At 69.5% G+C, this 14,699-nt stretch carries 7 protein-coding genes; 2 read left to right on the plus strand and 5 right to left on the minus strand.

Annotated features, from left to right (window positions below; all coding sequences use genetic code 11):
- The first annotated feature begins 88 nt into the window (after positions 1-88).
- Complete coding sequence (mfd, locus tag VPH43_RS07780; protein ID WP_328577111.1) at positions 89-3,532, plus strand: transcription-repair coupling factor; 3,444 nt, start codon at positions 89-91, stop codon at positions 3,530-3,532.
- A gap of 3 nt (positions 3,533-3,535) precedes the next feature.
- On the opposite strand, the gene VPH43_RS07785 is transcribed toward mfd, so the two are convergent.
- The 3 genes from VPH43_RS07785 to VPH43_RS07795 form a co-directional block, all read right to left on the minus strand.
- Entirely contained in the window at positions 3,536-4,228 is a 693-nt protein-coding gene (locus VPH43_RS07785) for a response regulator (protein WP_328577112.1), read from the minus strand.
- The gene (locus tag VPH43_RS07790) at positions 4,229-7,150 is read right to left on the minus strand and encodes an ATP-binding protein (protein ID WP_328577113.1); all 2,922 of its coding nucleotides are present in this window, start codon (positions 7,148-7,150) and stop codon (positions 4,229-4,231) included.
- Positions 7,151-7,271: 121 nt separating this feature from the next.
- Complete coding sequence (locus tag VPH43_RS07795) at positions 7,272-7,688, minus strand: hypothetical protein (RefSeq protein WP_328577114.1); 417 nt, start codon at positions 7,686-7,688, stop codon at positions 7,272-7,274.
- Positions 7,689-7,884: 196 nt separating this feature from the next.
- Between VPH43_RS07795 and serB the strand changes: the two genes are divergently transcribed.
- The gene (gene serB / locus VPH43_RS07800; protein WP_328577115.1) at positions 7,885-8,592 is read left to right on the plus strand and encodes a phosphoserine phosphatase SerB; all 708 of its coding nucleotides are present in this window, start codon (positions 7,885-7,887) and stop codon (positions 8,590-8,592) included.
- 50 nt (positions 8,593-8,642) lie between these two features.
- Here serB and VPH43_RS07805 read toward each other — a convergent pair whose 3' ends face one another.
- Both VPH43_RS07805 and hrpA read right to left on the minus strand, forming a co-directional pair.
- Positions 8,643-10,235: a DUF4139 domain-containing protein gene (locus tag VPH43_RS07805; RefSeq protein WP_328577116.1), complete on the minus strand. Its 1,593-nt coding sequence runs from the start codon at positions 10,233-10,235 to the stop codon at positions 8,643-8,645.
- Positions 10,236-10,678: 443 nt separating this feature from the next.
- Entirely contained in the window at positions 10,679-14,665 is a 3,987-nt protein-coding gene (hrpA, locus tag VPH43_RS07810; protein ID WP_442909237.1) for an ATP-dependent RNA helicase HrpA, read from the minus strand.
- Between the last annotated feature and the right edge of the window lie 34 nt (positions 14,666-14,699).

The raw sequence follows: 14,699 nt of genomic DNA on the forward strand, positions 1-14,699 counted from the left end.
CGGCGATTGTCTCGCAGCCTCCCTACAATGACCTCGAACGCCCCCCGTCCTTTCGCCGGGGGGCGATTGCCATTGGTGCCGTTCCTCCATGCAGCTCCCTTCCATCGCCCGCGGCAAACGCTTCACCCTCCCCCGCCCGATCGGTTCTGCCGACGCCCTGCTGCTGGCCCGTCATGCACAGGCGCAGGCCGCCCACCGCACGATGCTGTGCATCGTCACTGCCGACCCGTCCGACGCCCAGCGGCTGGAAGACGAACTTCCGTTTTTTGCGCCCGAGCTGCGGGTGGCGGTGTTCCCCGACTGGGAGACCCTGCCCTATGACACGTTCTCGCCGCACCAGGACCTGATCTCCGAGCGCCTGGCCACGCTGTGGCGCATCCGCCAGGGCGATGTGGATGTGGTGTTGCTGCCGGCCACCACGGCCCTCACCCGCCTGGCGCCACCGAGCTTTCTGGCCGGCTACACCTTCCACTTCAAGCAGAAGGAAAAGCTGGACGAGGCCGCGCTCAAGGCCCAGCTCACGCTGGCCGGCTACAACCATGTGAGCCAGGTGGTGTCGCCGGGCGAATACGCGGTGCGCGGCGGCCTGATCGACCTGTTCCCTATGGGCTCCAACGTGCCCTACCGGGTGGACCTGTTCGGTGATGAGGTGGACTCCATCCGCACCTTCGATCCGGACTCGCAACGCAGCCTCTACCCAGTGCCGGAGGTGCGGCTGCTGCCCGGGCGCGAATTCCCGATGGACGAAGGCTCGCGCAACGCCTTCCGGGCGCGCTGGCGCGAAAAGCTGGAGGGCGACCCCACCAAGGTGCGCCTCTACAAGGACATAGGCAACGGCATCGCCACCGCCGGCATCGAGTACTACCTGCCGCTGTTCTTCGAGAACACCGCGACCATCTTCGACTACCTCGGCGACAACGCCGCCGTGGTGCTGCACGGCGAGGTGGACGAGGCGCTCAAACGCTACTGGGCCGACACCCGCGAGCGCCACCGTTTCCTGCAGCACGACCCCGAACGGCCCATCCTGCCGCCGGAAGCGCTGTTCCTGAAGCCGGAAGACTTCTTCGGCCTGGCGAACGAACAGGCCACCCTGTCGCTGCGTGGCAATGAGCCCGTGGACTGGGCTCGCCCCCTGCCCGACGTGAGCGTGGACCGCGGCGCGACCGAGCCGCTGCGCAGCCTGCAAGCGCATCTGGACGGCACACCGCACCGCGTGCTGCTGGTGGCCGAAAGCGAAGGCCGGCGCGAGAGCCTGCTGGAGCTGCTGCGCGACCACAGGATCGACCCGCCGAGCGTGGACACGCTGGCCGAGTTCGAAGCCAGCGACGAAAAGGTGGCGATCACCGCGGCGCCGCTCGCCGCGGGGTTTTTCTGGCATGAGCCGGGTGAATCGAAGTTCATCCAGTTCATCACCGAAACCGAGCTCTTCTCCACCGCGCCCAGCAGCCGGCGCCGGCGCAAGCAGGAGCAGGTCAGCAACGTCGATGCGCTGATCAAGGACCTGTCGGAGCTGAAGATCGGCGACCCGGTGGTGCATGTGAACCACGGGATCGGCCGCTACCAGGGCCTGGAGAACATCGACCTCGGCGAGGGTTTCAGCGAATTCCTGGTGCTGGAATATGCCGACAAGGCGACGCTGAAGGTGCCGGTGTCGCAGCTGCACCTGATCAGCCGCTACACCGGCGTGAGCGCCGACGAGGCGCCGCTGCACCGGCTGGGTTCGGGCCAGTGGGACAAGGCCAGGCGCAAGGCCGCCGAGCAGGTGCGCGACACCGCCGCCGAGCTGCTCAACCTCTACGCCCGCCGCGCCGCGCGCGAGGGGTATGCCTTCCGCTTCCAGCCACACGACTACGAGGCCTTTGCCGCGAGCTTCGGCTTCGAGGAAACGCCCGACCAGCGCGCCGCCATCCACGCGGTGATCCAGGACATGATCAGCCCGAAGCCGATGGACCGCCTGGTGTGCGGCGACGTCGGTTTTGGCAAGACGGAAGTGGCCTTGCGCGCCGCCTTCGTCGCGGTGATCGGCGGCAAGCAGGTCGCGCTGCTCGCGCCCACCACGCTGCTGGCCGAGCAGCATTTCCAGAACATCAGCGACCGCTTCGGCAAATGGCCGATCAAGGTGGCCGAGCTGTCGCGTTTTCGCTCCAGCAAGGAGATCAAGGCCGCGCTCGAAGGCCTGGAGAACGGCACCATCGACATCGTGGTCGGCACCCACAAGCTGCTGAGCCAGGACGTGAAGTTCAAGCGCCTGGGCCTGCTGGTCATCGACGAGGAACACCGCTTCGGCGTGCGCCACAAGGAGGCCATCAAGGCGATGCGCGCCGAGGTGGACGTGCTCACCCTCACCGCCACCCCGATCCCGCGCACCCTGGGCATGGCGCTGGAGGGCCTGCGCGACCTGAGCGTGATCGCCACCGCACCGCAGCGGCGCCTCGCCATCAAGACCTTCGTGCGCGCCGAGAGCAGCGGCACCATCCGCGAGGCGGTGCTGCGGGAGCTGAAGCGCGGCGGGCAGGTGTACTTCCTGCACAACGAGGTGGAGACCATCCAGAACCGGGCAACCAAGCTGCAGGAGCTGATCCCCGAAGCCCGCATCGCGGTGGCGCACGGCCAGATGCCGGAGCGCCAGCTGGAGCATGTGATGCGCGACTTCGTGGCCCAGCGCTTCAACGTGCTGCTGTGCTCCACCATCATCGAGACCGGCATCGACGTGCCGAGCGCCAACACCATCATCATCTCGCGCGCCGACAAGTTCGGCCTGGCCCAGTTGCACCAGTTGCGCGGCCGCGTGGGCCGCTCGCACCACCAGGCGTATGCCTACCTGATGGTGCCCGACATCCAGGGCCTCACCAAGCAGGCCTCGCAGCGGCTGGAGGCCATCCAGGCGATGGAGGAGCTGGGCTCCGGCTTCTACCTGGCGATGCACGACCTGGAGATCCGCGGCGCCGGCGAGGTGCTGGGCGAGAACCAGAGCGGCAACATGCAGGAGGTGGGCTTCCAGCTCTACAACGACATGCTGAGCGAGGCGGTGCGCTCGCTCAAGGCCGGCAGGGAGCCCGACCTGCTGTCGCCCCTGAGCGCCACCACCGAGATCAACCTGCATGCGCCTGCGCTGCTGCCCGACGCCTACTGCGGCGACGTGCACACCCGGCTCAACCTCTACAAGCGCCTGGCCACTGCCGACAAGGCGGAGCAGCTCGATGCCTTGCTGGAAGAGGTGACCGACCGCTTCGGCAAATTGCCGCCGCAAGGCCAGACCCTGTTCGACACCCACCGGCTGCGCGTGCTGGCCAAGCCCTATGGCGTGCAGAAGGTGGACGCCGGCCCGCAGGTGATCAGCATCACCTTCCGCCCCAACCCGCCGGTCGACGCGATGGCGATCATCTCGCTGGTGCAGAAGAACCGGCACATCAAGCTTGCCGGCAACGACAAGCTGCGCATCGAGAAGGCGCTGCCCGACCCGAAGGACCGGGCACAGACGGTGCGCGATGTGCTGCGCTCGCTGGGCGCGCCGGTGGCCGCGCCTGCCTGAGGCTCAGGCGCGGTCGGCGCGCACCCGCTGCAGCCAGTACAGCGCCAGCGTCATCAGCACGACGCTGCGCTCGGGTGCGGCATCAGCCACCTGCATCGCCTGGCTCATCAGGCGTTCGATGCGCCGCGCGCCAAGAGCCAAGGCAGCCGAGCGCGTGGCCCCCACCTTGTGCTGGAAGGCCAGCACGCTGGCCGCGTCGCTCAAGCGCTGCGCCTGCTGGGCAAGCAGTTGCACCTGCACGCACAGGGCCTCCACATAGCGCGCATGTTTGTCGGCATCGACGCCCAGCCGCGCGATGGCCAAGGCCGGCGGCTCCAGCACGGTGGCGTCGAACGCCGCCATCACGCGGTGGATGCGCTCTGCGGCGTCCTCGTTCACCGGCTTCACCAGGAAACCCTGCAACTGCAGGCGGCCGGCGGCCACCACGGTATGGCGGTCGCTTGCCGAGGTGACCAGCACGATCGGCATCTGCTCGAGTTCAGGAAGGGACCGCATGCGCTCGGCCAGGGCCAGGCCATCAGGTGCCGGCATGCGCAAGTCCAGGCAGGCGAGGTCGAAACAGGGGTCGGCGCGCAGCACATCCCAGGCCGCCGCCCCGCTGTCCACCGCCACCACCTCGGTGTGCGGCTGTCCAGCGAACAGCTCCTGCACCGCCAGGCGTGACACCGCGTCGTCATCCGCCACCAGCACCCGCATTCAAGGCTCCCCTGCCCAGTTGTCAAAAAGCTGCTCCAGCACCGCCCACTCCTGCTCGGGGGCGTCGGGTGGAGGGTGATCACAGGCCGTCTCCAGCCAGCCTGCCGCCTCGGCCAGCACGGTCGCGTCCACATAGAGCGCACTGCCCTTGATGCCGTGGGCCAGCCGGGCGGCCTCCGGCCAGTCGGCGGCCGCGAGCGCCTGCTTCAGTTCGTCCAACATGCGGCGGCCCTCCGTGCGGAAGGTCTCGCGCAGCCGCTGTTTCAGCGGCAGTTCTCTGGTGGTCTCGCTGGGTGGGGCGGCGGGCACCGGCGCCGCCAAGGTGGCCGCCTCACCCACCGGCTCGAGCGCCAGCAGCGCGTCCAGCGATGCGGTGGCGGCCGCTGCCTGCGGGCCTGGCGGCTGCAGCAGGCGGCCGCGCTGGCGCAAGGCCTGCACCGCGCGGTGCAAGGCGTCGGACAGCTGCCGTTCGTTCACCGGCTTGGCCAGGAAGTCGTTCATGCCGGCCGCAAGGCACTGCGCCCTGTCCTGCAGCGTCGCATTGGCGGTGAGCGCGATGATCCAGACGTCCGGGTCCAGCACCCAGCGGTTGTCCAGGCCGCCGGCGCGGATGGCGCGGGTGGCGTCCAGCCCATCCATGACCGGCATGCGGCCATCCATCAGCACGACGTCGAACTGTTGCTCCGCACAGCGCAGCACCGCCTCGCGGCCGTTTTCAACGAACTCGACCTGATGCCCCATCTCCTCCAGGAAGGCCCGCACGATCATCTGGTTGGTGGGGCCGTCCTCGGCGCACAGCAGGTGCAGGCGGCAGTCGAACGGGCCGGAGGGCTGCTCCGCCACCGGCGTGACGGGCTCGCCCTGTTCCACCGGCAGGCTGAACCAGAAGCAGGTGCCTTCACCTTCCTTGCTGCGCACGCCGATGGTGCCGCCCTGGCCTTCGATCAAGGAGCGGGAGATGGTGAGGCCCAGGCCGGTGCCGCCGTAGTGGCGCGAGATGCGCACCTCGGCCTGCTCGAAGCTGCGGAACAGGCGAGACTGGGCCTCCTGGGAAATGCCGATGCCGGTGTCCTCCACCTCCACCAGCAGGCGTGCCGGCTCGTCGCCCTCGGGCGGCTGCCAGCCCACCCGCAGCTCGACGAAGCCGCGCTCGGTGAACTTCAGCGCGTTGCCCAGCAGGTTGAAGAGGATCTGGCGCAGCCGCACGGGGTCGGTGCGCAGCCAGCGCGGCACCTCCGGTGCCACCCGGCACAGCAGCGACAGGCCCTTCTCCTGCGCGTTCAGATCCAGCAGCGCGGCCAGCGACTGCACGGTCTCGTGCACGTCGAAGTCCACCTGCTCGAAGCTCATCTTGCCGGCTTCGATCTTCGAGTAGTCCAGGATGTCGTTGATGATGGCCAGCAGCGATTCCGCGTTGCTCAGCGCCAGCGTCACCTTGGAGCGCGCCGGGCCGCTCAGCTCGCCGCGCAGCGCCAGCTGCAGCATGCCGATCACGCCCGACAGCGGCGTGCGCAGCTCATGGCTCATGGTGGCCAGGAACAGCGACTTCACCCGCGTTGCCTCTTCCGCCCGCTCCTTGGCTTCTCGCAGCGCCTCCTGCTGGCGCAGGCGCGCGCTGGCGTCGCGCACGAAGGCAGTGGCGTTCCACTGCTCGCCGCTGCGGTACGCCGTGAGCGCCACTTCCACCGGCAACGGCTCGCCGGCACCGTCGCGTGACTCCAGCGCAAGCACCTGCCCGGAGAAGAGCTCCGGCTGCTGTTCACGCACGGTGGCGAGGTCGAAGTCCCCTTCGCCGAGGCCCGGAATCGGCAGGAAGCCCAGCACCGGCCGGCCCAGCGCGTCGCCGCTGCGCAGGCCGAACATGCGCTCAGCCGCGGAGTTCCAGTAACTCAGCCGCCCCTGGGCGTCGAAGCTGATCACCGCATCGCTGGCGTTGTCCAGCATCAGCTCCACCCGCTCCTGCTGGGCCCGGAAGGCGAGCGCATTCGCCAGCTCGTTCTGGCGCTGCACCGCCACGCTCACCAGCAGGGTCAACGCCGACACGCTGAGCAGGAACAGGAACAGCGAGGCAACGTGGGTGACGAAGTCGGCGGGCGCGCTGGCGCTGGCCGTAAGCTGCAGGCTGATGGTCACCAGGCCGGTGGCCAGGATGGCGCTGTGCACGAAGAAGGCGCGGAACTTCAGTGCCGCCCACACCAGCATCGGCAAGGCCAGGTAGCCCACCACGTGCACCGGCACCTGCACCCGGCGTGTCACCCACCAGGCGACCAATGCGCTGGCCAACCCGACCGCGATGAACCAGGCCGGCTCGCCGCGCAAGGCCGACACCCGAGCACCCTGCAACGGCCACCAGGCGCGCCAGCCGTCGCGCAGCGGCCGGTCGAGCGCCCGCAGCCACGACAGCACCGCCGGCAGGCAGATCAGGCAGCCGAACACATCGCCCACCGCGGCCTGGCCCCAGTACCCCGCCCAGCCGGCGGTGAGGCAGCGGTTGGACTGGGCCCAGCCGCAATACCCCAAGGTGTCGACGCCACCGTTGATCAGCGCATACAGCAGGGACAGGCCCACCATCAGCAGCACCGAGCGCACGCTGTCCAGCCGGCTGTCGAAGCGCACCCGCCGCGCCACCAGGCACACACCCTGCGCCGCCAGCAGCATCGCCGCCGGCTCGATCAGGCCCTTGGCATACAGCGCCGGCCGGCCCCAGTTGTAGCAGATGAAGTCATAGAGCACGTACAGCGCCGCGCCCACCAGCACCCGCGGTCCGTACAGCAGCGCGGCTCCGCAGGCCACCGCCGCGGGCGGCCACACCGGCGTGAGATGGCCGTTGTCCGAAAACACGAAGCCGAGCTTGGCCGCGAGCCAGAACAGAGCGGTGACAACGGCGATGAGGCGCAGCGAAAGCGGCGAGCGGGTGGGCATGCGGGCAGGCGATGCACCCCGGCGTGTGCACGTGCGCGCAACGGCAGCCGGGGTGGTTCAGGAACCCGTGAAATGTACCGGTGCCTGCCGCTTCATCGGTCCGGGCGAACGCGCGCCCTGCTCACCGGGGCGGGGCCGGGCGCAGCTCGCATGGGAGGGTGTCGGCGAATCCACCCGGCGGCGCCGGCGGCCTGGTGGCCTCCGCCAGGATCGCGTTCACCGCAGCCACCTCGGGGCGAACAGGCGGCGACACAAGGCTGGGGGCGGCAGGCGGCACGCCGGCGGTGGTGGCACGGGCAGGCGCACGCAGCCGGCGAGCGGCCTCCAGTTCCTTGCCGAGCAGCTCCACCTGGCGCCGTGCCTGCAGCAGCAGCTCCGTGGTCTGCATGCGCAGCTTGGCGCCCTGCGCCAGGCGCTCCTGGGCGCGGCGCAGGCGTGCGTCGTAGATCCCGCGAGTGACCACGAAAGCGATGGCCGCGCCGAGCAGCAGCGCAACCAGCGCCACGAAGCTTCCCAACCAGGTGACCGTCCCGTTCATTCCATCAACCTCCAGCGCGCACCCTATGACAGGTCGGCCCGCCCGGGAGGGCGGTGTGACGCAATACCGGCGGCCGGCCGGCCAGCCCGTGCACTTCTGCGCAGACTGCAGGCGACAGCGTTGTCACCATGCCGCGCCCGAAGCGGCGCCACACCCCCAACCTAGAATCCACGGTCCGCGCTTCCCGCCGCCCGTCATGATCTCGTCTGCTGCGCCCGGCCTCACGGTCCGAGGCTTCACCCCACCCTTGTCCTGGTCCGCCTTCAGGCTGATCGCCTTCGACATGGACTCCACGCTGATCAACATCGAATGCGTGGACGAGATTGCCGATGCGGCCGGCCGCAAGGCCGAAGTTGCGGCCATCACCGAGGCCGCCATGCGCGGCGAGATCACCGACTACAAGGACAGCCTGCGTCGCCGCGTCGCCCTGCTCAAGGGCGTGCCGGTGAGCGCGATGGCGCAGGTGTACGACCAGCGCCTGCAGCTCAACCCGGGCGCCGAGGCGCTGGTGCAAGCCGCGCAGCAAGCGGGCCTGAAGACGCTGCTGGTGTCGGGCGGCTTCACGTTCTTCACCGACCGCATCCGCGACCGCCTGAAGCTGGATTTCACCCGCAGCAATGTGCTGGAGGTGCAGGACGGCGCCCTCACCGGCCGCATGGTGGACCAGCCCTGGGGCGACATCTGCGACGGCGAGGAGAAGAAGCGCATGCTGCTGCAGACCTGCGCCACCCTCGGCATCGCGCCGCAGCAGGCGATTGCCGTCGGTGACGGCGCCAACGACCTGCCGATGATGGGCGTGGCCGGCCTGTCGGTGGCCTACCACGCCAAGCCCAAGGTGCGCGAGCAGGCCATGGTGCAGATCAACGACGGCGGGCTGGACCGCCTGCTGGAAGTGGTGCGCTGACACCGGTGCGCACAGGCGCGCGGCCCGCGGGCGCGCGCCTTGTGCACGCTTCAGCGCAGGCCCGAGATCTGCGCGTCCTTCGGGCTGTTGAGCGTGTACTCGGCGCTGAAGCGCGCGCTCTGGTCCGGCCCCAACGCCAACTCCCACGCCACCACGCCCGGCTGCTCCTTCCAGCGCTGCGTGCTGGGTGCGGGCGTGAAGCGCGCGGCCACCTTGATCGCGTCCGATGCAGCCACCGGCGACGCTTCCAGGATCTGCAGCTGCACCGGTGTGCGGTGGCGATTGCGCACCACGTAGGCCACCGCGCGCTGTTGTTCCTTGCGGCTGCCGAACACACCGGCGGAGGCTGTGAACTGCTTCTGGCCTTCCACTTCCACCTGCACCAGCTCGTCGGTGCCGAAGGGCAGGCTGAACTGCGCTTCGCTGGCGGGTGCCCAGTCGGTGCTGCCCACCACCGCGCCATCACGGCGAAGCTGCAGCGGGCCGCGCGGCCACACCCCTTCAGGGCGCTTGGCCTGGGCCACCAGGTAGGCATGCGGATCGAGCTGCGGCGTGGTGCGCACGATCAGCCTGGCCGGCAGTGGCGTGCGCGCCAAGGTGACGGTCACCCGCTGGCCGTCGGACGCCAGGTCGGTGTCGCCCGGCAGGTCGAACTCGGTGGCGTAGCTGCCCTGGAACACGCTCACGTCGAACAGCGGTGCGGAGGGCGCCTTGCGTTGCGCCACCATGTCCATGGCAGCGGCTGGTGCGGCGGCCGGCGCCACCAGAGGCACCTCGTCGCGGCGCGAGCGTTCGGCCAGCACGTCCACCCACCACGGTGTCGGCAACGGCCCCTGCGGCGCGCGACGAGGCTGGCCGGTGGACAGCTTCAGGCGCACGCCGCGCCAGTCCTCCCCCGTGGTCTGCGCAATGACGGCCTGGCGCTCCAGCAGCACCGCCCCACTCTTCGAATCGAGGCTCGCGCGATAGCTGGGCGTCCACCCCGCTTGAGGCACCTCATAGGCCACGCGCACCGTCGCCGCATGCGGGCTCTGCGCGGCAAAGCGCACGCTGCGCCACTGTGTGGGCACGGCGCCATTGCGGTCGCGCTCGGCATGCAGCGCGGCCAGCGTGCGGTCGAGCTCGGCGATCTGCCGCGTGATCTGCAACTGCCGTGCAAACGCCTCCTGCCCACCGCGGCGCAGCGCGTCGCCAGTGGCAGACAGCTGGCGAGCGTCGGGCAAGGCGCCGGCGCGGGCGGGCTCTGAGGCGGGCGCGGCGACCTGCTTCAAGTAGCCAAGCACCAGCTCGTTGGCACTGCGCTGCGCCTCCAGCTCCGCACGCCGCTCCTCCAGCGGACGGATGCGGCTATCCAGGCCAGTGTTCCGACAGGGCTCCGCCCGCGGCCCATCCAGCGTGTCGGTCACGATCTCGCCAATGCGCACATCGGCATCGGATTCCACCCTGAGGCTCTCGGGTGCAAAAGTCGCCGGCAGGCAGCCGAGTTCAAAGCGCTGGGTACCGGCCTCCATCCGGAGCTCGCGCTCGACGGTGGCCCCACCCGGGTACAAGGTTACGCGGCTCACCTTCGGCGCCGCGGCCAACAGCGGCAGGCTCGTCGCCAATGCGACGGCCGCGAACATCAGGGAACGGAAACGGTGCATATCGCCCTCCTCAAACCCGTTTGCACGGCCGAGCCGACCGGACGGGGTTAAGCGAACGCGAAATTCCATGCGCCATAGCTGGACGCGCCACGGCGGGTGCGTGACCCACTTCGCTCATGTCCCCCGGGCCGGGCTGCGCCCGCCCCTCCTCCTTTACTTCGCTACGTGGGTCACACACCCGCCGCGGCGAGGTGCACCGCTGTCTTCGACCGTCGAACAGCCAGTGCGGTGGTGGATCGGGGCGGTGGGGCATTCTGCGGAGCGAAGTAAAGGAGGAGGCGACGGCCGCAGGCCGGCGACGGGGGAGAGAGCCCGGACACAAACAGTCCAGTGGACTGTTTGTGCCTGGCGAGCGCCCGGGGCTCCGTCCCCTGGCATGAGCGCAGCAGAGCGCCCCAGCGGCCCGATCTCGCTCGTAGCATTCGAGCCGCCCCGCTACACGTTCAGTTCGACAGCTGAGCCCAAGCCTTGTCCAACCGCTTCACGCTCACCGGCTGCGGTGTGCGCAGCTCCTGCGCAAAGAAGCTCACCCGCAGCTCCTCCAGCAGCCAGCGGTATTCGTCCATGCGGCCATCACTGGTGCCTTTCAGGTCGCTGAGGCGGCGCACATAGCGCTGTTCCAGCGGGCGCAGCTCGGCCAGGCGCTGGCTGTCGCGCACGGGGTCGGCGCGCTGCTTGTCCAGCCGCATCGCGATGGCCTTGAGGTAGCGCGGATAGTGCTGCAGCTGCGCGTAGGTGGCGGCGCCGATGAAGCGCTTGGGTATCAGGCGCTGCAGCTGGGCCTGGATGTCGTCGGCCACCTCCTTGGGCGGCCTCGCGTCCTTGAGCTTGCGCAGCGCGGCCGCGTACTCGGTGAGGATGGTGCCAGCCAGGCGCGCCACTTCCTGGGCGATGAGGTTCAGGCGGGTGCGGCCTTCCTCGATGCGGCGCTTGAAGGCGTGTTCGTCGGCGGGCAGCGGCTCCTGCAGGAAGGCGCGGTCCAGGGCCACGTCGATGATCTGGTCGCGCAGCTCGTCCTGCGTGCCCAGCGGCAGGTAGGCCACCGCCATTTTCTGCAGGTCGGGGATGTTCTTTTCCAGGTACTTCAGCGGCTCCCTGATCTGCAGGGCGACCAGCCGGCGCAGGCCGGCGCGGTGCTTGGCCGCCGCCACGTCGGGTTCGTCGAAGACCTCGATCTCCACATGCGTGCCTTTGTCGATCAGGGCGGGGAAGCCGATCAACGTCTGGCCGCCCTTCTTCACCTCCATCAGCTCCGGCAGTTCGCCGAATGTCCAGGCGGTGTAGCGCGCGGCCGCCACGCTGGGCGCTGCGGCAGGGGCCGCTGCGGCGCCCGGTTTGGCGCCCCCCGCTGGCGCGGGCGCGGGGGCCACCGGCACCGCACCCTTGAGCACCGCGAGGGCCTGGAAGGCCGAGCGCGCCTGGCCGCCGAGCTCCGCTTTCAGTGCGGCGAGGTTGCGCCCCATGCCGAGCTGGCGGCCGTGTTCGTCCACCACGCGGAAGTTCATGAACAGGTGCGGCGACAGCGTCTCCAGCTTGAAGTCGTTGCGCTGCACGGCGAGCTGGGTGCGGTCACGCACCGCCTTGAGCAGCACGTCCATCAGGCTGCCCTGGCCGAACGGCGTGAGCTCGACGAACTCGGCGGCGTAGTCGGGCAGCGGCACCAGGCGCGAACGCGGGCGCTGGTGCAGGCTCTTCACCAGCGCCAGCACCTTGTCGCGCAGCATGCCGGGCACCAGCCACTCGCAGCGCTCGTCGCTCACCTGGTTGAGCGCGTAGATCGGCACGGTGACGGTCACGCCGTCCTTGGCATCACCGGGGTCGTGCAGGTAGGTGGCGCTGCAGTCCACGCCGCCCAGGCGGATGGTCTTGGGGAAGGCGGTGGTGGTGATGCCTGCAGCTTCGTGCCGCATCAGCTCGTCCTGCGTCAGGTGCAGCAGCTTGGGCTGCTTCTTCACCTCCTCGCGGTACCAGCGTTCGAAGCTGTGGCCCGAGTGCGCGTCGGCCGGCAGTTGCTGGTCGTAGAAGGCGCGGATCAGCTCGTCGTCCACCAGCACGTCCTGGCGGCGGGACTTGTGTTCCAGCTCCTGCACCTGCTTGATCATCTTCTGGTTGTGCGCCAGGAAGGGCAGCTTGGTGTCCCACTCGCCCGCCACCAGCGCCTCGCGGATGAAGATCTCGCGCGCGGCCACCGGGTCCACCTTGCCGAAGTTCACGCGGCGATTGCTGTAGACCACGATGCCATAGAGCGTGGCGCGCTCCAGCGCCACCACCTCGGCGGCCTTCTTCTCCCAGTGCGGCTCCAACAGCTGGGTCTTCAACAAATGGCCGGCGATGGCGGGGATCCACTGCGGCTCGATCGCCGCGATGCCGCGCCCATACAGCCGGGTGGTTTCGACCAGCTCGGCCGCCATGATCCAGCGGCCCGGCTTCTTCGACAGGTGCACGCCGGGATGGCGCCAGAACTTGATGCCACGCGCGCCCAGGTACCACTCGTCGTCGTCGGCCTTCAGGCCCACGTTGCCCAGCAGGCCGGCCAGCATGGCCAGGTGCAGCTGGTCATAGGTGGCGGGGCTGCCGTTCAGGCGCCAGTTGTGTTCGGCCACCACGGTGTGCAGCTGCGAGTGGATGTCACGCCATTCGCGCACACGGCGCGGCGAGATGAAGTTGTCGCGCAGCAGCTGCTCCTGCTTGCGCACCGAGAGTTTGTGGGCCGGCGCGGGTGTGGTGGCGCGCTGCGGCTGCTGCGGTCGGCGCGTGCCCGGTGCGTCGCCGTCGGGGCGGCTGGGCGGCAGCACCTCGGCGGACCGGCCGCGCGATTCCTCCAGCCACTTCCACAGTTTCAGGTAGCCCACGAACTCCGACTTCTCGTCGTCGAACTTCTTGTGCTTTTCATCCGCCGCCTGGGCCTGCTCCATCGGCCGGTCGCGCACGTCCTGCACGCTCAAGGCGCTGGCGACGATCAGCACTTCGTTGAGCGCCTGGCGGTCGCGCGCTTCCAGGATCATGCGGCCGATGCGCGGGTCCAGCGGCAGCTTGGCGAGCTCCTTGCCGATGGGCGTGAGCTCGTTGCGCTCGTCCACCGCATTCAGCTCGCCGAGCAGCGCATAACCGTCGGCAATCGCCTTGGCCCGCGGCGGTTCCAGGAAGGGGAAGTCCTCCACCTGCCCCAGGTGCAAGGACTTCATGCGCAGGATCACACCGGCCAATGACGAGCGCAGGATCTCCGGGTCGGTGAAGCGCGGCCGGCTCGCGAAGTCCTTCTCGTCGTACAGGCGGATGCAGATGCCGTTGCTCACGCGGCCGCAGCGGCCGGCGCGCTGGTTGGCGGCCGCCTGGCTCACCGGCTCGATCTGCAGCTGCTCCACCTTGTTGCGGTAGCTGTAGCGCTTGACCCGCGCCATGCCGGAGTCGATGACGTAGCGGATGCCGGGCACCGTGAGCGAGGTTTCCGCCACGTTGGTGGCCAGCACCACGCGGCGGGCGCTGTGCGGCTCGAACACCTTGTCCTGCTCGGCCTGCGACAGGCGCGCGAACAGCGGCACGATCTCCACGCCGGGCGGATGGTGCTTGCGCAGGTGATCCGCGGCTTCGCGGATCTCGCGCTCGCCGGGCAGGAACACCAGCACGTCGCCCGGGCCCTCGCGCCAGAGCTCGTCCACCGCGTCGGCGATGGCGTTGTTCAGGTCGTAGTCGCGGTTCTCTTCATAGGGCCGCCAGCGCTGCTCCACCGGGAACAGCCGGCCCGACACCATGATCACCGGCGCCGGGCCGCGGGTGGAGGCGAAGTGGTTGGCGAAACGCTCGGCGTCGATGGTGGCCGAGGTCACGATCACCTTCAGGTCCGGCCGCCGCGCCAGCACCTCGCGCAGGTAGCCCAGCAGGAAGTCGATGTTCAGCGAGCGCTCGTGCGCCTCGTCGATGATCAAGGTGTCGTAGGCCTTGAGCAACGGATCGGTCTGTGTCTCCGCCAGCAGGATGCCGTCGGTCATCAGCTTCACCGACGCGCCGGGCTGCAGCCGGTCCTGGAAGCGCACCTTGTAGCCCACCACCTCGCCCAGCGGCGAGTTCAGCTCCTCGGCGATGCGCTTGGCCACCGACGACGCGGCGATGCGCCGCGGCTGGGTGTGGCCGATCAGCCCGCTGCCGCCGGCGCCCAAGCCGCGGCCCATCGCGAGCGCGATCTTCGGCAGCTGCGTGGTCTTGCCGGAGCCAGTTTCGCCGCAGACGATGACCACCTGGTGCTCCGCGATGGCGCGCGTGATCTCCTCGCGCTTGCCGGAGACAGGCAGCGATTCGGGGAAGGTGATCGGTGGCACCGGGGTGGCCGGGCGCGGCGCGGGGCGCTCGCGGCGGGCAGGCCGGGCGGCAGAAGAGGTGGGAGCCGGCGAATTCACGAGGCGCGGATTATCTGCGAGCGGCTTCCCGGCCAAGGGCCTTGCGGCACAATCCCTTGGCTTTCCCTTC

The organism is Ideonella sp. BN130291, assembly GCF_036231905.1.
GTDB lineage: Bacteria > Pseudomonadota > Gammaproteobacteria > Burkholderiales > Burkholderiaceae_C > CAMLIZ01.